This is a genomic window from Streptomyces sp. NPDC104226 (assembly GCF_055584085.1).
The window spans coordinates 390,509-411,241 of sequence record NZ_JBVJMS010000010.1 but is presented as its reverse complement, the minus strand read 5'-3'; the positions used below and the strand labels follow the sequence as shown (position 1 = coordinate 411,241).

13 protein-coding genes and 2 tRNA genes are annotated in these 20,733 nt (G+C 73.5%); 7 read left to right on the top strand and 8 right to left on the bottom strand.

What is annotated here, in order from left to right; translation table 11 throughout:
• Positions 1-418: 418 nt before the first annotated feature.
• The gene (locus ACZ60J_RS30525; RefSeq protein ID WP_407838380.1) at positions 419-955 is read right to left on the bottom strand and encodes a MarR family winged helix-turn-helix transcriptional regulator; all 537 of its coding nucleotides are present in this window, start codon (positions 953-955) and stop codon (positions 419-421) included.
• Positions 956-1,067: 112 nt separating this feature from the next.
• Between ACZ60J_RS30525 and ACZ60J_RS30520 the strand changes: the two genes are divergently transcribed.
• Positions 1,068-2,354, top strand: a complete 1,287-nt coding sequence (locus ACZ60J_RS30520) for an MFS transporter (RefSeq protein ID WP_469686755.1) — start codon at positions 1,068-1,070, stop codon at positions 2,352-2,354.
• Positions 2,355-2,434: 80 nt separating this feature from the next.
• Here the strand turns inward: ACZ60J_RS30520 and ACZ60J_RS30515 are convergent, their stop codons facing one another.
• Both ACZ60J_RS30515 and ACZ60J_RS30510 read right to left on the bottom strand, forming a co-directional pair.
• A complete protein-coding gene (locus tag ACZ60J_RS30515) occupies positions 2,435-4,294 on the bottom strand; it encodes an ATP-binding SpoIIE family protein phosphatase (protein ID WP_469686753.1) in 1,860 nt (619 codons plus the stop codon).
• A gap of 147 nt (positions 4,295-4,441) precedes the next feature.
• Positions 4,442-5,833 carry an NAD(P)/FAD-dependent oxidoreductase gene (locus ACZ60J_RS30510; protein WP_469686751.1) on the bottom strand — a complete coding sequence of 464 codons (1,392 nt, stop codon included), beginning with the start codon at positions 5,831-5,833 and terminating at the stop codon, positions 4,442-4,444.
• 345 nt (positions 5,834-6,178) lie between these two features.
• Here ACZ60J_RS30510 and ACZ60J_RS30505 point away from each other — a divergent pair, with 345 nt between their 5' ends.
• Together ACZ60J_RS30505 and ACZ60J_RS30500 are read left to right on the top strand one after the other, a co-directional pair.
• Positions 6,179-6,979, top strand: coding sequence for a TetR/AcrR family transcriptional regulator (locus ACZ60J_RS30505; RefSeq protein ID WP_469686749.1), 801 nt, complete (start codon positions 6,179-6,181; stop codon positions 6,977-6,979).
• A 237-nt stretch (positions 6,980-7,216) separates the two neighbouring features.
• On the top strand, positions 7,217-9,196 hold the full coding sequence (locus tag ACZ60J_RS30500; protein WP_469686747.1) for a sigma-70 family RNA polymerase sigma factor: 1,980 nt from the start codon (positions 7,217-7,219) through the stop codon (positions 9,194-9,196).
• A gap of 9 nt (positions 9,197-9,205) precedes the next feature.
• On the opposite strand, the gene ACZ60J_RS30495 is transcribed toward ACZ60J_RS30500, so the two are convergent.
• Complete coding sequence (locus ACZ60J_RS30495) at positions 9,206-11,476, bottom strand: asparagine synthase-related protein (protein WP_469686745.1); 2,271 nt, start codon at positions 11,474-11,476, stop codon at positions 9,206-9,208.
• 657 nt (positions 11,477-12,133) lie between these two features.
• Here ACZ60J_RS30495 and ACZ60J_RS30490 point away from each other — a divergent pair.
• The 4 genes from ACZ60J_RS30490 to ACZ60J_RS30475 all read left to right on the top strand — a co-directional run bounded on the left by ACZ60J_RS30490 (position 12,134) and on the right by ACZ60J_RS30475 (position 17,373).
• Positions 12,134-13,675: a sporulation protein gene (locus tag ACZ60J_RS30490; protein WP_469686743.1), complete on the top strand. Its 1,542-nt coding sequence runs from the start codon at positions 12,134-12,136 to the stop codon at positions 13,673-13,675.
• A 45-nt stretch (positions 13,676-13,720) separates the two neighbouring features.
• Positions 13,721-14,965, top strand: a complete 1,245-nt coding sequence (gene lhgO / locus ACZ60J_RS30485) for an L-2-hydroxyglutarate oxidase (RefSeq protein WP_469686741.1) — start codon at positions 13,721-13,723, stop codon at positions 14,963-14,965.
• Between the two features lie 190 nt (positions 14,966-15,155).
• Positions 15,156-15,977 (top strand): tRNA (guanosine(46)-N7)-methyltransferase TrmB, encoded by an 822-nt coding sequence (gene trmB / locus ACZ60J_RS30480; RefSeq protein ID WP_469686740.1) that lies wholly within the window; start codon positions 15,156-15,158, stop codon positions 15,975-15,977.
• Between the two features lie 70 nt (positions 15,978-16,047).
• A complete protein-coding gene (locus ACZ60J_RS30475) occupies positions 16,048-17,373 on the top strand; it encodes a PrsW family intramembrane metalloprotease (protein ID WP_469686781.1) in 1,326 nt (441 codons plus the stop codon).
• Here the strand turns inward: ACZ60J_RS30475 and ACZ60J_RS30470 are convergent.
• The 4 genes from ACZ60J_RS30470 to ACZ60J_RS30455 form a co-directional block, all read right to left on the bottom strand.
• Positions 17,324-18,373: a M23 family metallopeptidase gene (locus ACZ60J_RS30470; protein WP_469686738.1), complete on the bottom strand. Its 1,050-nt coding sequence runs from the start codon at positions 18,371-18,373 to the stop codon at positions 17,324-17,326. The genes ACZ60J_RS30475 and ACZ60J_RS30470 overlap by 50 nt on opposite strands.
• A 282-nt stretch (positions 18,374-18,655) precedes the next feature.
• Positions 18,656-19,837, bottom strand: coding sequence for a PP2C family protein-serine/threonine phosphatase (locus ACZ60J_RS30465; RefSeq protein WP_469686736.1), 1,182 nt, complete (start codon positions 19,835-19,837; stop codon positions 18,656-18,658).
• A gap of 194 nt (positions 19,838-20,031) precedes the next feature.
• Positions 20,032-20,105: transfer RNA gene (locus ACZ60J_RS30460), tRNA-Met, on the bottom strand.
• A 194-nt stretch (positions 20,106-20,299) separates the two neighbouring features.
• A tRNA-Lys gene (locus ACZ60J_RS30455) sits at positions 20,300-20,372 on the bottom strand.
• Between the last annotated feature and the right edge of the window lie 361 nt (positions 20,373-20,733).

The window sequence follows — 20,733 nt, the reverse complement described above, 5'->3', positions numbered from 1 at the left end:
GTATCAACTTTTTGGCGTTGATTTTTGGCACGCTGTTGAGTTCTCAAGGAACGGACGCTTCCTTTGTACTCACCCTCTCGGGCTTTCCTCCGGGCGCTTCGTTTCGTTCTTGTGTCTCCGACTCTATCAGACTCTTTCGGGCCTGACTCCCAGTCAGCGGGTTTTGTCTTCCGGGCTGTTGGGCCCTTCCGACTCCTGAACTCTAGTGGATTTCCCGGGCGATTCATAATCGACCTTCAGGAATGAATTCGGGCATGCCGAATACGTTCCCAGTGGGAGATCTTGCAGAGTTGGGTGCCGCAACGAGGCGGCGGGATTTGTTGTCTCAGAAACCTTTCGGCTCAGGGACAACTCGAAGAACCTTACGGACCCACGGGGTCCGTGTCAACCCGAGCAGCTGGGCCGGGTCACTGGGCGGTCAGTGCGGGGACTGGAGGTCCTCTACGCGGGTCAGGAGGCGGGTGAGCATGTCGCCCAGTACGCCCCGCTCCGCCGTGGAGAGGTCCTGGAGCAGGTCCTCCTCGAAGACCGTCGCCGCCCGCATCGCGTCCAGCCACTTGCTGCGGCCCTCCGCGGTGAGCTCCACGATCACGCGGACGCGGTTGTTCTCGTCCCGCTCGCGCGTGACCAGTCCTTCCGCCGTCATGCGGTCGATCCGGTGGGTCATCGCCGCCGGCGTGAGGCCCAGCTGCTTCGCGAGCTCGCTCGGACCCATCCGGTACGGGGCTCCGGAGAGGACGAGGGCCTTGAGGACCTCCCACTCCGCATTGCTGATGCCCAGGGCCGCGGTCTGGCGTCCGTACGCGACGTTCATGCGGCGGTTCAGGCGGCTGAGGGCCGAGACGACCTTCTCGACCTGGGGGTCGAGGTCCTGGAACTCGCGCTGATAGACGGCGATCTGTTCGTCGAGGCTCGGCTCGTGGACGGGCGCAGTGCCGTCGGGGGTGTCACCCATGGTCCGAAGTATGGCACGGGGGTCGTTGGCATCTAACTCCTTCGGTGTGTAGTGTTAAGCATCGAACTTTAGGTATGAAGTCTTCAAGCTTCAGCAATCAAGGTGGTGAGAAGTGACCAAGGTGATGGGCGCTGCGATGCGGCGGATCCAGGCCGGGAACGCGTTGACCGCGTTCGGTATCGGCTTCACGGTTCCGTTCCTCTACGTCTACGCGGCGAAGGTGCGAGAACTGGACCCCATGTGGGCGACGGGAACGTTCATGGCGTTCGCCCTTGGTGCGCTCCTCGCGCTGCCCTTCACCGGGCGGGTGATCGACCGGCGCGGTCCGGTCCCCGTCGTCATCGGTGCGGCCGTCGTCGCCTCGTTCGGCGCGCTGTCGCTCGGGCTCTCCACCGGTGTGGTCGCGATCCTGCTGTCCGCGCTCGCGCTGGGTGCCGGCCAGGCCGTCATGCAGCCGGCGCTGGCCACGATGATCGTGCGCTGCTCCACCCCCTCCACCCGGACCCGCGCCTTCGCCCTCCAGTTCTTCATGCAGAACCTGGGTCTGGGCATCGGCGGTCTGATCGGCGGGCTCATCGTCGACGAGAGCCGTCCGGGCAGCTTCACGCTGCTCTTCGGCATCGAGGCCGTGATGTTCCTGGTGCTGGCCGGGGTCATCGCCACCGTGCGGATGCCGCAGGCGCCGGCCATCAGCACCGCGCTGGCCAAGGACGCGGCCCAGGCGGGCGGCGGCTGGAAGCGGCTGATGGAGCACAAGGCGATGGTGCAGTTCTGCGTCCTCGGCTTCGTGCTGTTCTTCGCCTGCTACGGGCAGTTCGAGTCGGGGCTCGCCGCCTTCGGTACCGAGGCGGCCGGGATCTCCCCGTCCACGCTCGGGTTCGCGCTCGCCGCCAACACCGGTGCGATCGTGCTCGCCCAGTTCGTCGTCCTGCGGCTGGTGGAGAACCACCGCCGGTCCCGGGTGATCGCGCTCGTCGGTCTGCTCTGGACCGTGGCGTGGATCATCGCCGCCTTCTCCGGGCTGGGGCACGGCAGTGCCGTCGTGGCCGCCGCCGCGTTCGTGACCACGTACGCCCTCTTCGGCATCGGGGAGGCCATGCTGTCGCCGACGCTCGCGCCGCTGGTGGCCGACCTGGCGCCCGAGGGGTCCGTGGGCCAGTACAACTCGGCCTTCGCGCTGGTCAAGCAGCTGGCTCTGGCGCTCGGGCCGCTCGGTGTGCCGCTGGCCGCGGGTGTGCCGATGCTCTACATCGGGATCTTCGTCCTGGTCTCGCTCGGCATCGCCGGGCTGGCGCTGCGGCTCGGCAAGCAGCTGACGCCGGTGCAGGACAACCCGTCGCTGGCCGGGAGCACCGTGGTGGTGAAGCGGGTGAAGGAAACCGAGCCCGTGGCCGCGTAGGGAGATCGTGAGCAGGTGGGACGGAGAAGGCCCCGGTCGGTGACCGGGGCCTTCTGCGTGTTCGGCTACGGGATGTTCGGCTACGGGGCCTTGTCGGGGAGGGCGAACTCGCACCAGACGGCCTTGCCGCCGCCCGGCGTGCGGCGGGAGCCCCAGGCCGAGGCGATGGTGGCCACGATGGAGATGCCGCGGCCGGTCTCGTCGGCCGGTTCGGCGCGGCGGCGGCGCGGGAGGTGGTCGTCCCCGTCGGTGACCTCGATGATCAGCCGGCGGTCGGTGCGGCGCAGGCGCAGGCGCATGGGCGGGGTGCCGTGCTGGAGGGAGTTCGCGACGAGTTCGCTGGCCGCGAGGACGCCCAGGTCGCACAGCTCGACCGGGAAGCGCCAGGACGCGAGGACTCCCTGGGCGAAGGCGCGGGCCCGGGGGGCGGCTTCGATGCCGCCGAGGAGCTCCAGGGCCGCGTTGTGGAAGAGCTCGGCGTCGGCGCCGGTGCGGGCGGGCTGCTGGAGCACCATCACGGCGACGTCGTCGTCGTGATCGGCGTCGACCCCGAGGGCGCGCATCAGGCGGTCGCAGATGACGGCGGGGGTGCCCTGGGCGCCGGACAGGGCGCGTTCCAGGGCGGCGACGCCTTCGTCGATGTCCTCGCCGCGGCGTTCGACCAGGCCGTCGGTGTAGAGGACGGCGGTGGAGCCGGGGCCCAGCGCGATGGTGCCCGAGGTGTGCAGCCAGCCGCCGGTGCCGAGCGGCGGGCCGGTGGGGTCGGCGGCGCGGCGGACCGTGCCGTCCTCGTCGCGGACGAGGATCGGGAGGTGGCCCGCGGAGGCGTACGCGAGGAGGCCCTCGTTGGGGTCGTGGACGGCGTAGACGCAGGTGGCGATCTGGCTGGCGTCGATCTCGGCGGCGAGGCCGTCGAGGAGCTGGAGCACCTCGTGCGGGGGCAGGTCAAGGCGGGCGTACGCGCGGACGGCGGTGCGGAGCTGGCCCATGACGGCGGCGGCGCGGACGCCGCGGCCCATGACGTCGCCGATGACCAGGGCCGTGCGGCCGGCGCCGAGGGTGATGACGTCGTACCAGTCCCCGCCGACGGCGGCTTCGGTGCCGCCGGGCTGGTAGGTGGCGGCGACGCGCAGGTCGTCGGGCTGTTCGAGTTCCTGGGGGAGGAGGGAGCGCTGGAGGGTGACGGCGGCCTCGCGCTGGCGGCGCTCGCTGGCGCGCAGCCGCTCGACGGCCTCGGCGTGGTCGGTGACGTCGGCGAGGTGGATCAGGACGCCGGTGCCGGTGTGGGCTTCCGGCTCGCTCTCGACGCCCGGGCCCGTTCCCGAGCCGGAGCCGGTGCCGCCCGCGGCGACGGCATGCGCGTGGGCGGGGGATCCGTCGGCGGCGTCGGCCTTGGTCTTGGGGAACTCGATCGGGGTGCAGGTGACCGTGTACGAGCTGGTGCCGCCGGGCGCGGTGCGGTTCTTGGCGGTACGGGGCTTGCCGCTGCGCTGGACCTGGTCGAGGAGCGGGAGCAGGCCGAGCTCGCCGAGCTCCGGGAGGGCCAGGTGTGCGGGCGCGCCGGGGGCGCGGGCACCGAAGCCGGCGGTGTAGGCGTCGTTGACGTAGGCGACGCGGTGCTCGGGGCCGTGCACGAGGGCGACGAGGGCCGGGAGGCGGTCGAGGACGTCGCGTACGGAGAGCTCGTCGAGGGAGGGTGCGGGGGTTCCCGTACCGTCCGCGACGGCTGCGGCGGGACCGGTACCGGGGGTGGAGCCGGTGCCGCGGACCGTGGGGTCGGCGGGGCAGCCGTCCGGGCCGGCCGTCGAGTGGCCGGCCGCGCCGCGGGCGGCCGGGACCGAGCCCTCGCCCCGTTTGGCCTGGGCGGCTGCGTGTTCGGACCGGGCCGCGGCGCGGCGCTGCGTTCCGGGAAACCGGGCGCTCCAGCGCGTGAAGTTCACTGCTTTCAAGCCTCGTGGTGTCGCTCGTGGTCGCTGTGTCACTCGGTGGCAATCGGGTGGCACTCGGATGTCACGCTGATGTCACTCTGTGCAGGTGTGAGCCCACCTATGGTCACACGTCCAGTGTGGCCGACGGGACTGACAGCCTCAGCCTTCCGTCTTCTTGGGAGGGTCCTTGGGGCCTCCGCCCGCCGCGAGTTCGAATTCTGCTCTGGGGTGTTCGAGGGATCCCAGGGAGACGATCTCGCGTTTGAAGAGGCCGGAGAGCGTCCACTCGGCGAGCACGCGCATCTTGCGGTTCAGGGTCGGGACGCGGCTGAGGTGGTAGGCGCGGTGCATGACCCAGGCCGGGTAGCCCTTGAGCTTGCGGCCGTAGACGTGGGCGACGCCCTTGTGGAGTCCGAGGGAGGCCACGGAGCCCGCGTACTTGTGGGCGTACTCGGTGAGGAGTCCGCCGCGCAGGGACGAGACGAGGTTGTCGGCGAGGACCTTGGCCTGGCGGACGGCGTGCTGGGCGTTGGGGGCGCAGGGGACGCCCTTCTCCGGGGCGGTGATGTCGGGGACGGAGGCGGCGTCCCCGGCGGCCCAGGCGTGCTCGACGCCTTCGACGGTGAGGAAGGAGGTGCAGGCGAGGCGGCCGCGGTCGGTCTTGGGCAGGTCGCTGGCGGCGAGGATCGGGTGCGGTTTGACGCCGGCGGTCCACACGACGGTGCGGGTGGGGAAGCGGGCGCCGTCGCTGAGGACGGCGACCCGGTTCTCGCAGGACTCCAGCCGGGTCTCCAGGCGCAGGTCGATGCCGCGGCGGCGCAGTTCGCGGATCGTGTAGGTGCCCATTTCGGGGCCGACCTCGGGGAGGATGCGGTCGCTGGCCTCGACCAGCACCCACTTCATGTCCTCGGGCTTGACGTTGTGGTAGTAGCGGGCGGCGTAGCGGGCCATGTCCTCCAGCTCGCCGAGCGCCTCGACGCCGGCATAGCCGCCGCCGACGAAGACGAAGGTGAGGGCGGCGTCGCGCAGGGCGGGATCGCGGGTGGAGGAGGCGATGTCCATCTGCTCGATGACGTGATTGCGCAGGCCGATGGCCTCTTCCACGGTCTTGAATCCGATGGCGTATTCGGCGAGTCCCGGAATGGGGAGCGTGCGGGAGACGGAGCCGGGGGCCAGGACGAGTTCGTCGTACTCGATCTCCACCGGGCCTTCGCCCTCTTCGTCGGTGGCGAGGGTGGTGACGGTGGCGGTCCGGGCCGCGTGGTCGATGTGCCGGGCTTCGCCGATGACGATGCGGCATTTCGGCAGGACGCGGCGCAGCGGCACCACGACGTGGCGCGGGGAAATGGAGCCGGCGGCCGCTTCGGGGAGGAAGGGCTGGTACGTCATGTAGGGCTCGGGAGTGACCACCGTGACCTCGGCCTCGTCGGTTCTCAGCTTTCGCTGGAGCCGGAGCGCCGTGTACATGCCTACGTAGCCGCCGCCGACGACGAGGATCCGCGTACGGGGCGGGGTACCGGGGGCCGCGCCCCGGGAGTTAGCAGCCTTCACCGTCCCATGACGCAACGTGGCCGGGAGTTTGTCCACAGGCCCGACAAATTGTGTGACCGCAGGGGACGGCGGGGCGGGGCTGTCAGGGGGTGCGGGTGGAGTGGAAGGTGCGCAGGTCAGACGGCACGGAATGAGTGATTCCGGGGGGTTCGAAGGGAAAATTGAGGGCGAATGCTCCGATCGGGCGGTGCTCCGTCCGGGGCTGCCTCTTCTGAATTGACTCTGGCTCAACTATGTTCGTAACTCGTCGAGGAGTAGGACCAGGGCCCTCATGACCGTGGCCCCCCTCGACATGAAGGCGGGGAGTGTCTCCGGGGGGAGACAAATGATTACCGGGGGATACATATGCACATTTCCGATTTCCATGCTTCTGCCACCGCTCTGTCGTCGGCCGCTTCGGCGACCGACAGCCACGGGCGGCTGATGGCCGGCGGCGCCACCACACACGGCGTGGGTCGCTCCACGCCGCTGCGCGTCGACGCACAGCGCAATCTCGAACACGTACTTCGCGCGGCCCGCGAGGTCTTCGGCGAGCTCGGCTACGGGGCTCCGATGGAGGACGTCGCACGGCGCGCACGGGTCGGTGTCGGCACCGTGTACCGGCGCTTCCCCAGCAAGGACGTCCTGGTCCGGCGGATAGCCGAAGAGGAGACCTCGCGACTGACCGAGCAGGCCCGCACGGCTCTCGGCCAGGAGGAGGAGCCCTGGCAGGCCCTGTCGTGCTTCCTGCGCACCTCCGTGGCCTCGGGCGCCGGACGGCTGCTGCCTCCGCAGGTGCTGCGGGTCGGCGGACCCGGCGAGGACGGCGGCGACGGGGTGGACGAGGAGGCCGCGCGGGTTCCGCACCAGCGTCAGGCCGTCGCGGTCGGCGGGGCGCCGGACCTGCGGGTCGTCGGCGCTGCGCGGACCGGCGTGGAGGACGAGCCCTCCGAGGACGCGGGCGCGGGTGAGCTGCTCGAGGTCGTCGGCCGCCTCGTCGACCGGGCCCGTGAGGCCGGTGCGCTGCGTGCCGATGTCACGGTGGCCGATGTGCTGCTGGTGATAGCGACGGCCGCGCCCGCGCTGCCCGACGCCGCGCAGCAGGCGGCGGCTTCCGCCCGGCTGCTCGACATCCTGCTCGAAGGGCTGCGGTCCCGGACCGCGTAACTCCGGGGGACGGTGCGGTTCGGGTCGCTCGGACCGTTCGGGTCATTCGTGTCGTTCGGGCGGGAGTCAACCGGGTCCTTTCCCGGTGCTCTCGCTCGAACGGGTGAGGATCCGTACGGCGATTCGTCGGGACTTGCCCGGATGAGTGGAAGGTGTGGAGACGGGTTCGGCGCGTGTCCGCCGTGTGCCACGCTGGATCGGTGTACCGGTTGAGTGTGTCGTGCGAGGGTCTCCGCGATGAGCGTTGACGGGCGGGAAGAGCCACACGGTGGCGCCGGCGGCGAGGTCGAGGCGGGCAGCCTGCCCGCACGGCAGGTCCCGGCGCAGCGCGAACCGGGTGGCCGGCACGCCGCCGGGGCGAGCGGGGAACTTCCGCCCTCCGACGGGGACCTGATCGCGCGGATGCGCGGAGGCGACGACGGGGCCTACGAGGAACTGTTCCGGCGCCACTCCGATGCCGTGCGCCGCTATGCCCGTACCTGCTGCCGCGACGGGCACACCGCCGACGATCTGACCGCCGAGGTGTTCGCGCGGACGCTCCAGGCCGTACGGGGCGGGGCGGGTCCGGACCAGTCGGTGCGCGCCTACCTGCTGACCACCGTGCGCAGGGTCGCCGCCGCCTGGGCGAAAACGGCGAAGCGGGAGCATCTGGTCGAGGACTTCGCGCTGTTCGCGGAGCAGGCCGCCGGGTCCGGCGACGGCTCGGTCGGGCTGCCCGTGCGCGCCGGCGACGACACCCTCGAACTCGGCGCCGACGTGCGGGCCATGCACGAGGCCGAGCAGTCCCTCGCCATGCAGGCCTTCCGGAGCCTGCCCGAGCGGTGGCAGGCCGTGCTGTGGCACACCACCGTCGAGGAGGCGTCGCCGAGCGCGATCGCCCCGCTCTTCGGGCTGAGCGCGAACGCCACCGCGGTCCTGGCCAGCCGGGCCCGCGAGGGGCTCAAGCAGGCCTACCTCCAGGCCCATGTGAGCACCGCGCTGAGTTCCGGCGGGGACTGCGCCCGGTACGCGGACCGGCTGGGGGCCTATGCCCGCGGGGGCTTGCGGATGCGGGCCGAGCTGGGGCTGCGCAAACACCTCGAGGAGTGCGCGCAGTGCCGGCTCGCCGCGGGCGAGCTCAAGGACGTCAACGCGGGCATTCCCGCGCTGCTGCCGGTCGCCGTCATCGGGTGGTTCGCCGCCGGGTACGCGGCCAAGGCGGCCGGAGTGGTGGCCGGCGGTGCCGTCGCCGCGGGTGGTGCCGGGGCTGCCGCCGCGGCCGCGGGCGGGTCGACGGCCGGGGCGGGCGCCGGAGCCGGGGCCGCCGGGGCCGGGGCTGCGGGTGGGGCCGCCGGCGGAAGCGGGGCCGGCGGGGTCGGCGGAGCCGTGGCCTCGGAGGGGCTGGGGTTGCCGGCCAAGGCGGCCATCGCCGCCGGGGTCGTGGTGGCCGCGGCCGCCGGCGTGGTGTTCGCGCTGGCCGGTGACGACACCGCCCCGGCCGTGCGCGCGAACCCCGCTCCGAGCGTGGCCGTGCCGGCGCCGCGGAGTCCGGCTCCCGCCGCGCCGGAGCCCGGGCCGTCGCGGGCGCAGCCTTCGGAACCGCGGGGATCCGTACCGCCCCCGAAGAAGCAGTCGCCCGCGCCGCCGCCGGCCCCCGCACCGGTCGTGCCGGAGCCTTCGCGGAGCCCGCAGCGGTCCTCGCCCGCGCCGAGTCCGAGCCGGGTCCCGAGTCCGAAGCCGAGCCCCACGCCGAGTCCGGTGACGCCCCCCAGGCCGACGCCTCCCAAGCCGCCGCAGGCCCCGCAGGGGTTCCGGCTCTCCTCCCTGGGCCAATCCGCCTACGGGAACCACGACGCCCCCGAGATCGAGACCTGGCGGAGCAGCTGGGTGTGGCAGCGCTGGGCGCCGATGATCGGCGGACAGCGCTTCTCGCACGGGATCACCGTCAACTCCCGCTCCTCCGTGGAGATCACCCTCAACCGGAGCTGCGTCAGCTTCTCGGCGCGGGCCGGTGTGGACGGCATGTCGCTGCTCACGGACGGCACGGTCCGCTTCTCCGTGTACGCGGACGGGGAGCGGCTGTGGCAGTCCCGGGCCCTGGGCTACGAGGATCCGGCGGCGAGCGTGTCCGTCTCCCTCTCCGGGCACAAGACGCTGCGCCTGGTCGTGGAGCGCGCCGGGGGCGGCCGCCTGCCGACGCTGGCGAGCTGGGCCGACTCCGTCATCGGCTGCCGCTGAGGCGGCAGCTCAGGACAGGGCCGGGCGGCGGAGCGGGACCCCTGTGGGGACGGCCCTGCGGCGCGGGGTGGAGGTACCGGTCCAGCAGGTGCCGCGGCGGGCCAGGAGGCGGCCCAGCCACAGTTCCATCGAGACGAGTTCGGCGATGCCGTCGAGCGGGACCGGGCGGCCGTCCGCCGCGTCGAGCAGGGCCTGGCGGACGACCCGGGCTTCGATCAGGCCCGCGTCCGCCAGCAGCGGCGCCGTGAAGAGGGTCAGCAGGTCCGGGAGGGCCGCGCGCAGCCCCAGGCGGGTCGCCGATTCGTTCGGGGCGTGGGCCGTCGCGCCCCACCCCGGGGGGAGGTCCCGGACCCCGGCCGAGGACAGGACCCCGCGCAGGACCGCCGCCCGGGCGCCGGGCTGGACGCGCAGGGACTCGGGCAGGGCCCGGGCGGCCCGTACGACCTGGTTGTCCAGGAACGGGGCGTGCAGCCGCTGGCTGCGGACCTCCACGGCCTGCTCGAAGACCCGGTGGTCGGCGGCGTGCCGGGCCAGGACGGCGCGGGCCCGGGCCTCTCCGGGGCGCAGCGAGAGGGGAGGGCGGCCCGCGGCGGCGGTGAGCCGGATCGACACCTCGGCCAGTGCCTCGCCCGTCAGCCAGGCCGCCGCCGGGCCGGGCCGGGACCAGGTCAGGGCGGCGAGCGAGGCGTCCACCGGGGAGCAGGGGCCCGCGGCCGGGACCCCGTCGCGCAGGCGCGCCGCCGCCGACTCCATGCCGGCGCGGTACGGCGTACGGGCCAGGCGGCGGGCCGCCGCGTACACGGTGAGCGGAACGAGGAAGGGGAGGAGGGGGCCGAGCGGGGAGTCGCCCTCGGCCGGGGCGGAGCGGGCGAGGGCCAGGGTGGGGCGCAGCAGGTGGCGTCGGCGGCGGTCGAGCAGGAGGTCGGCGAGCCGGGCGGGGTGGGCGTCGAGGACCTGGCGGGCTCCGTGGCCGGTGAAGTGGTCCGCGGAACCGGCCGCGAGGCGGCGCCGCTCGCGGGCGGCGAAGACGAGGGCGGGGCCGGGTTCGTCGGTCAGCGGCCCGTCGAGGTCGGCGTACGGGAGGGCTTCCTCGGCGGCGGCCACGACCACGTGGTGCAGCCGCGGGTCGGAGGCGATGGCGTGGGCGCGTTCCAGTTCGGGTTCGCGGCCCTGGGGGGTGGCCAGGTCGTTGAAGGTGACGGCGAGGAGGCGTTCGCCGGTGCGGCCGCGGAGGGCGCCCGGGGCCCCGGGGAGGCCGGCGGCGAGCAGGGCGAGGGTGGCGGAGGCGCTGCCTCCGGAGAGGTCGGCGCCGACTCCGGGGACGGGTGCGGGGGCGCCGCGCGCGGCCCGGCGGTCGGCCGGGCCCATTCCGGGGACGGGCCCGGGGTCGTAGGGCACCGTCTCGGGAGCATGCCGCGGAGCCGTGAGCCGGGCGCGCACCGCGTCGACCAAAGCTTCTCGTACGCCCTCCACCGCGAGCGCGGGATCGGCCGCGGGGGCGGCCACCGCGAGGGAGGCCACCGGCTCGTAGCCGGTGATCTCCCGCGAGCCCTCGCGCAGGATCAGCGCGTGCCCGGGCGGGATCCGGCGTACGCCGACGTACGGTGTGCCGTCGCCCAGCGCCTCCGGGCTGTCGGGGCAGGCCAGCAGGGCGGCGAGATGGCCGATGTCGAGCTGCGCCTCGATCAGGTCGGCGAGCGGGAGGGCGGCGGTGGCGTACGCGGTCCCGCTCGCCCAGGGCGTGTAGAAGACGGGCCGGGCGCCGGCCAGGTCGCCGACGACCGTGATGCGGCGGCCGGCCTGTACGACGGCGGTGTAGCTGCCGGGCCACTGGGTGAGGTGGCGCAGGGCACCGCCGCGGGCGGCGTAGAGCGCGCGGCGCAGTTCCTCGTCGGTGGCGCCGCAGCAGCCGAGGACGGCGAGGCGGGTGAAGGGGTCCGCGGGGTCGGCGGTCAGGGTGCGGATCTCGTCCGGGCGCCAGTCCCCGACGGCCCAGAGGGGGTCGGGGTCGCCCCAGAGCAGCTGGGCTCCGACGGGGACGACGGTGCGGTCGGCCTCGGCGGCGCCCGGTTCGTCGGGGTGGTCGGCGTCGGCGAGCCCGCCGCGGACCGGGCCGTCGCCCCACGCGTCGGGGCCGTAGGCGTTCCCCGAGCCGTAGCCCGATGCCGATGCCGAGCCGTATGTGCCCTGGTCGGAGGCGTGCGCAGCGCCGTGCCCCGCGACCCGTCCGGCCGTGCCGAAGCTCGCGGCGATACTGCTCCAACCCACCAACCAGCGCACCGCCGCCTCCCCAGCCCGTGGGCACCTGACCGGGGTGCGAACCGCGCGGCCGGCGCTCAGCGCGCGGCCGGAGGGACCCCGGGTGGCTCGGGGTCCATGCTGCCACGAGACAGGCGTGCGGGAGTGGGTAAGGGGGGCGCACGTATAAACGAACACGCCCCGGCCATGCGGTATTTGGCGTTCCGTTCCGACCGCCCCATAGGTCGGTTTCAGCCATTCTTCGGCCGTACTGAGAGCCCTGCGCGGAGCCCCCGCGAGTCCGCCGCCCGGGCCCGCCCGGCGGGGCGCGGCCCGAGGGGCGGGATCCACCCCCCGGACCGTTCCGCCACCCGCGGGGATTGAGGCAGCGGCATCCCCCGGCCCGCCCGGTCCGCGCGGCGGGCCGACCCACGCACCGCACATCGAATCGCCGGGCCCCCACAGCGGCCAGAGCGCACGGCCGGGCGCACGGCCACACGGGTGGAGCACGCGCCGACACGTGCGCCCCGCCCCCGGACCCCGGCCCGACTGTGCATACGGACAACAATCCCGCCATACGGAACAGGGGGCCTTAACGCTTGGGAGGCGGGGAACTACGCTGGGTTTACGAAATGCCGGGCGCCTATGCCCCGGCTGCGTTGGCTTTGTATGCGTTCCGCGTGTGACGAGGGGTGGCGCATGTCCAGGGAGCTCCGCGAGCCCAATGAGAAGCTCGGCGCCGTCCTCGCCCTCGCGGGCATCAGCAACGCCGGGCTGGCCCGCCGGGTCAACGACCTCGGCGCTCAGCGCGGTCTGACCCTCCGCTACGACAAGACCTCGGTCGCCCGGTGGGTGTCGAAGGGCATGGTGCCGCAGGGCGCCGCTCCGCACCTGATCGCGGCCGCCATCGGCGCGAAGCTCGGCCGGCCCGTGCCCCTGCACGAGATCGGCCTCGCGGACGCGGATCCGGCACCCGAGGTGGGGCTGGCCTTCCCGCGCGACGTCGGAGCAGCCGTGCGCTCCGCCACCGACCTCTACCGTCTCGACCTCGCCGGCCGGCGCGGCGGAGGCGGGATCTGGCAGTCGCTCGCCGGTTCCTTCTCCGTGTCCGCCTACGCGACGCCGGCCTCGCGATGGCTGATATCTCCCGCCGACAGCTCCGTGGCACGCGAACCGGCGGGTCGCGAACCGGTGCCGGGCGCGGCCCCGCCGGAAGGCCTTCCGGCGCCGCCCGGCGCCCACGTCGGGGGTGTGCCCGCCCAGCCTCCGCGCGAAACGCCGCGGGAAACGCCGGCGCCGCCCGCTCCCGACGCCGGGAGCCCGCAGCGCGTGGGCCACAGCGATGTGACCAAGCTGCGCGAGGCCGCCGAGGACGCCCGCCGCTGGGACTCCAAGTACGGGGGCGGCGACTGGCGTTCCTCGATGGTCCCCGAATGCCTGCGCGTGGACGCGGCGCCGCTGCTGCTCGGCTCCTACACCGACGAGGTGGGCCGCGCGCTCTTCGGCGCCACCGCCGAACTGACCCGGCTGGCCGGCTGGATGGCCTTCGACACCGGGCAGCAGGAAGCGGCCCAGCGCTACTACATCCAGGCGCTGCGCCTGGCCCGCGCCGCCGCCGACGTACCGCTCGGCGGGTACGTGCTGGCGTCGATGTCCCTGCAGGCCACCTACCGGGACTTCCCGGACGAGGGCGTGGACCTGGCGCAGGCCGCCGTCGAACGCAACCGGGGGCTGGCCACCGCGCGGACGATGAGCTTCTTCCGCCTCGTCGAGGCCCGGGCGCACGCGAAGGCGGGCGATTCGGCCGCCGCCGGGTCCGCGCTGCGGGCCTCCGAGGGCTGGCTGGAACGGGCCCGGGACGGGGACGCCGATCCGACCTGGCTGGGCTTCTACTCCTACGACCGGTTCGCGGCGGATGCGGCCGAGTGCTACCGCGACCTCAAACTCCCGCTTCAGGTACGGCGTTTCACGGAACAGGCACTGTCCCGTCCGACGGAGGAGTACGTACGATCACACGGGCTGCGGCTCGTCGTGAGCGCGGTGGCCGAGCTGGAGTCCGGGAACCTCGACGCGGCGTGCGCGGCGGGGACCCGGGCGGTGGAGGTCGCCGGACGGATCTCGTCGGCCCGGACGACGGAGTACGTACGGGACCTCCTGCACCGGCTGGAACCGTACGGGGACGAACCGCGCGTCGCCGAACTGCGCGAGCGGGCCAGGCCTCTGCTGGTGACCCCGGCATAGGACCCGCGTGGCCCCGCTGTCAGTGGAGGGGTGCACTATGCAGGGGTGGGAGGTGTCAGTGTGGGCGGCGGCGTGGGCGGCGTAGGCGGCAGGGGCAGACTGGACTGCGATGTGCTGGTGATCGGCGGCGGAATCGTCGGCCTGTCGACGGCGCACGCCCTCGCGGGTCTCGCTCCGGGGACCCGGGTGGTCGTCCTGGAGAAGGAGGACGGCCCCGCCCGGCACCAGACGGGCCGCAACAGCGGCGTGATCCACAGCGGGATCTACTACAAGCCGGGCTCCCTCAAGGCGCGCTTCGCGGTGAGCGGCGCGGCCGAGATGGTCAAGTTCTGCACGGAGCACGGCATCCCGCACGAGGTGACGGGCAAGCTCATCGTCGCCACCGAGCGGGACGAGCTGCCGCGGCTGCACGCACTCGTGCAGCGGGGCCGGGAGAACGGCATCCCGGTGCGGGAGCTGGGGCCGACGCAGATCTCGGAGTACGAGCCCGAAGTGCGCGGGCTCGCGGCGATCCACGTGGGAACCACGGGGATCGTGGACTACGGGCGGGTCGCGCAGCAGCTCGCGGAGGGCTCGGGGGCGGAGATCGTCTACGGCGGGGCGGTGGAGCTCATCTCGCGCCGGGCCTCGGGCGTGGCGGTGCGGACGAGCAGCGGCGTGGTGGTGCGCGCGCGGGTGCTGGTGAACTGCGCCGGACTGCAGTGCGACCGGATCGCACGGCTGGCCGGGGACGACCCGCAGATGCGGATCCTGCCCTTCCGGGGCGAGTACTACGACCTGACCCGGCCCGACCTGGTGCGCGGGCTGGTCTATCCGGTGCCGGACCCGGCGTTCCCCTTCCTCGGCGTCCACCTCACCCGGGGCATCGGCGGCGGGGTCCACGTCGGGCCGAACGCCGTGCCGGCGCTGGCGCGCGAGGGGTACGGCTGGGGCGTGGTCCGGCCGCGGGACCTCGCGGACGAGCTGGCCTGGCCGGGATCCTGGCGGATGGCCGCGCGGCACTGGCGGTACGGAGCCGGTGAGGTGCGGCGGTCGCTGTCGAAGGCGGCGTTCGTCGAGGCGGTACGGCGACTGCTGCCGGCGGTGCGCGCGGAGGATCTGGTGCCCGCCGCGGCGGGGGTGCGGGCGCAGGCCGTGCTGCGGGACGGGGCGCTGGTGGACGACTTCCTGATCCGGGAGGGGGAGCGGACGGTGCACGTGCTGAATGCACCGTCGCCTGCGGCCACCGCTTCGCTGCCGATCGGGCGGGAGATCGCCGGGCGGGCGCTCAAGTCCTTGCGCAGCGCGTAACCCTGCGGGGCTCGGCACCGGGTCGGGGGCCGTTGCCCGGGCCGGCGGCCGTTGCCGCTGGGCGGGACGCAGTCCCCTACCCGCCCTTCCACCGTTCCCCGGGGCTCCGCCCCGGACCCCGCGCCTCAAACGCCGACGGGGGATCGGCCGGACGGCCGGATCTGCGGCGCGCGCGTAGAATCCGGGGATTGTGTCTGAGTCTCTGAGTCCCCAGAATCCCGCCGCCGAGCCCGCGCCGGAGGCGACCTCCACCTACGTGCCCCCGAAGTGGCGTACCGAGCCGCGGTTCCCCGACGGGCCCGCGCCCGATCCGGCGGGTTCGCACCACGAGCGGCGGATCCGGAGCTTCCAGCCCCGTCGCAGCCGGGTGACCACCGGGCAGGGGGAGGCCCTGAAGCGGCTCTGGGGGACCTGGGGGCTCGACATCGACGGGCACGACGTGCTCGATCTCCAGAAGATGTTCGACGGGCTCCCCGTCGTCCTGGAGATCGGCTTCGGCATGGGCGAGGCCACCGCGCAGATGGCCGCCGCCGACCCCGGCACCGGGATCCTGGCCGCCGACGTGCACACCCCCGGCCAGGGCAACCTCCTCGCCCTCGCCGAGCGCGGCGGGATGACCAACGTCCGCGTCGCGAACGGGGACGCCATCATCCTGCTCCGCGAGATGCTGCCCCCGGACTCCCTCGCCGGACTCCGCGTGTACTTCCCGGACCCCTGGCCCAAGGCCCGCCACCACAAGCGGCGCCTGATCCAGCCCGAGTTCCTCGCGCTGGCCGCCACCCGCATGGCACCCGGGGCGATCCTGCACTGCGCGACCGACTGGGAGCCGTACGCCGAGCAGATGCTCGAAGTGCTGACGGCCCAGCCCGAGTTCGAGAACACCCAGGCCGACGGCGGTTACGCGCCGCGCCCCGACTTCCGGCCGCTCACCCGCTTCGAGGGCCAGGGCCTCGACAAGGGACACGTCGTACACGATCTGCTGTTCCGGCGCACGGGTAACGCCCAGAACTGAGGACATCACTCCGCGTGTCGGGTCCGCTCGGTAGAGTCATCACGTGCCCCGAGCGACCCGGCCGCCCAGGCTGTTGCACCGCGTGCCGCGTACCGCCGGCGCCGTGCGCACGTACGCACTCGTCGTACTGCTCGGCGTCTGCGGCATCGCGATCCTGGAACTCGTACGCGAACAGACCGGTACGCCCGGGTTCTTCGTCGGTCTGGGCCTGGCCCTGCTACCGGTGGTACCGCTCGTGGCGGCGTTCCGCTGGGTGGGGCGGGCCGCGCCCCACCCGTGGGCGCAGGTGGCGTTCTGCTTCGGCTGGGGGGCGTGCGCCGCGGCGCTGATCGCCATACTGGCCAACAGTTTCGCGACCCAGTGGATAGCCGCGGCCACCGCCGACCCCTCCTACGGCGACCAGCTCGGCTCGGTGGCGATCGCCCCGGTGGTCGAGGAGAGCGCCAAGGCGGCCGCCCTGCTGCTGGTGTTCCTGTTCGGGCGGCGCCGGTTCAACGGCCCCTCCGACGGTTTCGTGATGGCCGGTTTCACCGCCACCGGCTTCGCCTTCACCGAGAACATCCTCTACCTCGGCAACGCCTTCGACGAGGACGTCAAGAACGGCACCGGGGTGCTGAACTCCGTGACGGTGGCGACCTTCTTCGTCCGGGGCGTCATGTCCCCCTTCGCCCACCCGCTGTTCACCGTGGCCACCGGCCTCGGCTTCGGCGCCGCCGCACTCGCCGTGCGCCGCACGCGCAGGATCGGCCTGCCGCTGCTCGGCCTCGCCTCCGCCATGGGGCTGCACGCGCTGTGGAACAGCTCCTCGGACCTGGGCGAGTCCGGGTTCTACGTGGTCTACGGCTGCGTGATGGTCCCGGTGTTCGGGCTGCTGGTGTGGCTGGCCGTGGGGATACGGCGCCGCCGGCTGCGGGCCGTCGCCGGGGAACTCGCCGTGTACGCGGCCGCCGGCTGGCTGGGCCCGGCCGAGGTGCCCGCGCTGGCGTCGGTGCCCGCGCGCTCCCTGGCCCGCGCACTGGCCCGGAGCACCGGGGGCCGCCCGGCGGGACGGGCGGTCGCCCTGTACGAGGCCGATGCGGCCGCGCTGGCCCTGCTACGTCACCGGGCGCGCAGCGGCGGCCCGGACCGGGAGCCCGACTTCGCGCGGCGGGAGCGCGAGCTGCTGCGCCGGCTGTGGCTGCGCCGCGCGACGGCGGGCCCGGCGCTGTCCCGGGCCGCCGCGCTGGAGGAGCTCCTCCCGCCCTGCTTCGACCCCCTGGGCCCGACCCCGGCCGGGGTGCCCGGCTCGCCGGAGGCGGTGCCCGGCCGGCCGTTCGGCGGGCCCGCGCTGGGCCTCGTACCGGGTCCTAGACGTTCAGGCCCCGTGCCGTCAGCCATGCCAGCGGGTCCACCGTGACGCCGCCCTGGCGGACTTCGAGGTGGAGGTGGGGGCCGGTGACGTTGCCGGTCGCGCCGACCCGGCCGATGGTGTCGCCCCCGGCGACGGAGCCGCCGGTCACCGACATCGAGGACAGGTGGCAGTACCAGATCTCGGTGCCGTCGGGGAGTTCCAGCACGATGCGGTAGCCGTACGCCCCGGACCAGCCGGCCGAGACGACCTTCCCGGCGCCGACCGCCTTGACGGGGGTGCCGGTCGGAGCGGCGAAGTCGAGGCCGGTGTGGTGGCCGGAGGACCACATCGAACCGGAGTCGCCGTAGTGCGAGGTGAGCGTGTAGGCCGAGGTGGGCAGGAAGAAGGCGCCGGCCGAGCGGGCGGCGCGCTCCGCCTTCGCCTTGGCCTCGGCGGCCTCCTTGGCCTCCTGCGCCCGGCGCGCTTCCTCGGCGGCGGCCTTCTCGGCCGCCTCCGTCGCCGCCTTCTCGGCCGCTTCCTTGGCCGCCTGCGCATCGCGGGCCTGCTGGGCCGCGGCCTCCTGCGCTGCCCGCTCGGCTTCGGCCCGCTCCTGGGCCGCGGCGGCCTCGTGCTGGGAGTCGGCCTGCTGGAGGATGCGGCTGCGCAGCAGCTCGCCCGCGTCGGAGCGGCGGTCGGCCTGCTGCGGGATGATCCCCGACCGGCCCGGCCCGGCGGTCGGCGCGGAGCCGGCGCCGGAGTCCCCGGCGGACTGGTCCGCGCCGCCCAGGGCCTGCGGGAGGTCGGGCAGGTCCGGGAGCGAGGGCAGGGATATGGCGACCTGGGGCCGGTCCTGGGCGGTGGCGATGCCTCCCGCGCCGACCGCGGCGATCACGCCGACGCCGAGGACGGTGGAGGAACGGGCCAGTCCCCCGCGCTGCTTGAGCACGCGGTGCTTGCCACGGGGCGGGCGGGCCGAGTCCTCGGTGGGGTTCCACTCGCCCCAGGCACCGGCGGTGGGCTGCTCCTGGACGTCGATGCCTTCAGGGGCAGGCGAGTTGGAGGCCACCGGGGCACACTCCTCATGGGCGAGCACGCGCACGGTGCCGTCTCTTGCGACGGCTGGGACGACCGCTCTGCGTTATCGAACGGTAATAGAGAAGGGGGAGTGATTCCAAGCAGTTGCGATTGATCGTTAGTGACAATCAGCCACCACCCGCATGGCTCTGGCCAGGACTTCTCGCCACACTCATGGATCAACTCGGGCAAAAATCACCCCTCCCCCTCGCCTCTTGCGCCACATCTTCACATTGATGGTCCGTCAGCTTGCTTGCCGAGAGCGCCTCTTCGGTCACGCTCCGTCCCCTTTCGGGACCACGCGCACCGTCCGGCGCCGGTTCGGCTGCCCCGCCCCCGGTCTGGCCACCGCCAGGAGGGCCATGTCGTCCGTGGCCGCGCCGCCCGTGTGCCGGCGCACATCGGTGGCGAGCGCGCTCAGCAACTCGTCGGGCCCGGGGAAGACCCGCCCGCGCAGCCGGGCCGCCGGATCGTAGAAGGCCCCCGCCCCGTCGCGGGCCTCGGTCAGCCCGTCCGTGTACAGGAGCAGCGTCGCGCCCTCCGGGAACGGCCACTCCTGCGCCCGGTCCGGCCAGCCGCCCAGCTCCCCCATGCCCAGCGGCAGCGCCGGCTCGAAGGGGGGCAGCTCCGCAAGGCCGCCGTTCGCGTACAGGAGCAGCGGTTCGGGGTGGCCCCGGTTGAGGAGCCGGAGCAGGCCCGCGCCCGACGGGATCTCGCCGAGCACGCACGTGGTGAACCCCTCCACCGCGTCCAGGCTGTCGCGCCGGTTCCCCTCCCGGGCGAGCGCCCGCTCCAGCCTCCGCGCCACCCCCTCCAGGGTGGGCTCGTCCTCGGCCGCCTCCCGGAACGCCCCGAGGACCACGGCCACCGCCTCGACCGCCCCGAGCCCCTTGCCCCGTACGTCGCCCACCGCGAGGCGCACCCCGTACGGGGTGTCCTGGACGGCGTAGAGGTCGCCTCCGATGAACGCGTCCGCCTGCGCGGCCTCGTACGAGGCGGCGACCTGGAGGCCCGCGATCCGCTCGGCGGGAACCGGCAGCACGGCGCGCTGGGCCGCCTCGGCGATCCCGCGCGCGGAGGCGAGCTGCTCGGTCCCGCGCCGCACGACGAGGTTGATCAGCGTGGCCAGCCCGGAGACGGTCAGGACGGTGGCCAGCTCGGTCATGGCCTCCACCTTGAAGGTGGTGCCGTTGTAGAGGTGCAGCACGATCACGGCGAAGCTCGCCGCGATCCCGGTGAGGACGGTGGCCCGGAGCGTGAACAGCGGGGCCGCGATGAGCGGGGCCGCGGAGAAGAAGGGGGAGCCCGTGAAGCTGGGCGGGGTCAGCACGTCGAAGAGGAAGCCGAGCACGATCAGGGCGCCCGGGAGCATCTTGACGATCCGGCGGACCACGGCGCTGCCGGCGACCGCGCCGAAGACGCGCTCGCCCCTGCCCTGCCGGCCCAGCCCCGCCACGCTGCTCTCCTGCCGCCCGGTCCGCCTCGCCCCCCAAGGCTGGGGGCAGCAGGGCCCGTACGGCGAGCCGAGCGCAACCGTTCGGGTGACGGGGCCGCGCGCCTGCCCGCGGATACGGGGATACCCGGAAACACAGCTGCCACGGATACGACGAAGGCCCGGTCCCCCAAAGGGGACCGGGCCTTCGTACTGAGTAGCGGGGACAGGATTTGAACCTGCGACCTCTGGGTTATGAGCCCAGCGAGCTACCGAGCTGCTCCACCCCGCGTCGGTAAACACAACTCTACGCCATCCGGGGAGGACCTCCCGCCAATTAACGCCCCCACCACCCTCAGAACCCACATCACCGCAGGTCAGAGCCTCAAAACCAGCCCGGAGAGCGGACCGGGCCACGGGTCCCTGACTCCCCCTCAGGACACGAGAACGCCCCACCCGGCGAACCGGATGGGGCGTCGTGAGCAGTAGGCCATGTCGGACTCGAACCGACAACCAACGGATTAAAAGTCCGCTGCTCTGCCAATTGAGCTAATGGCCCTCGGCGTGCTCCCCCCAGAGCATAGCCGCAGAGCGCCGGACAGCCGATCGTAAATCGGCTGCCCGGCCCGGGGATGTCGGCGCGGGCCCGGGATCACGGAGCCGCAGGCCGCCCCTCCTGTAGTGCGGCAAGCGTCCGCGGAGCCCGGCAGCAACGCCACAGGGCCCCGACGACCGGTGTCGTCGGGGCCCTGTGTCAGGCAGTCAGTTCACTGGCTGCGATTAGTCGTTGCGCTTCCAGCGGGGCTTGTCGTCGCGACGGCCGCCGAAGGAGGAGCCGCCGGCCGGACGGTCGCCACCGGAGCGGAAGCCGCCGGAGGGACGGTCGTCACGGCGGAAGCCACCACGGTCACCACCGGACG

Excerpts from the sequence above, each read along its gene's own strand:
- ACZ60J_RS30525 (WP_407838380.1), bottom strand. The coding sequence starts at position 955 with ATGGGTGACACCCCCGACGGCACTGCGCCCGTCCACGAGCCGAGCCTC.
- ACZ60J_RS30505 (WP_469686749.1), top strand. The coding sequence starts at position 6,179 with ATGCACATTTCCGATTTCCATGCTTCTGCCACCGCTCTGTCGTCGGCC.
- ACZ60J_RS30490 (WP_469686743.1), top strand. The coding sequence starts at position 12,134 with ATGTCCAGGGAGCTCCGCGAGCCCAATGAGAAGCTCGGCGCCGTCCTC.
- ACZ60J_RS30500 (WP_469686747.1), top strand. The coding sequence starts at position 7,217 with ATGAGCGTTGACGGGCGGGAAGAGCCACACGGTGGCGCCGGCGGCGAG.